Raw genomic sequence first — 232 nt, forward strand, 5'->3', positions numbered from 1 at the left:
ATCAAAATCGGAATTAGGAATTTCTCTTCTTGATATTGGTGTGCTACCAACATAGATCGATTTTCTTTTATAATAGTCATTTACTTCATTGAATTTCTTTGCTACGTTCAAAGCTGTCATCTCATTTTTTACATAAAAAACTTCGTCTGTATAGTGTCTTATTTCAGGATCATCACTGATGTAATTCATCATGAGTTTTTCCGCGTCTTCTAATTCTTCATTAATAGAATTA

Annotated in this window: 1 protein-coding gene; it reads right to left on the reverse strand. The window is 30.2% G+C overall.

What is annotated here, in order from left to right; all coding sequences use genetic code 11:
* Positions 1 to 232, reverse strand: a 232-nt coding sequence (locus ACRHOC_RS15255; RefSeq protein WP_431159452.1) for a hypothetical protein, incomplete at both ends; no start/stop codon positions are given.

It is taken from the genome of Winogradskyella poriferorum, assembly GCF_050618035.1.
Taxonomy (GTDB): domain Bacteria; phylum Bacteroidota; class Bacteroidia; order Flavobacteriales; family Flavobacteriaceae; genus Winogradskyella; species Winogradskyella poriferorum_A.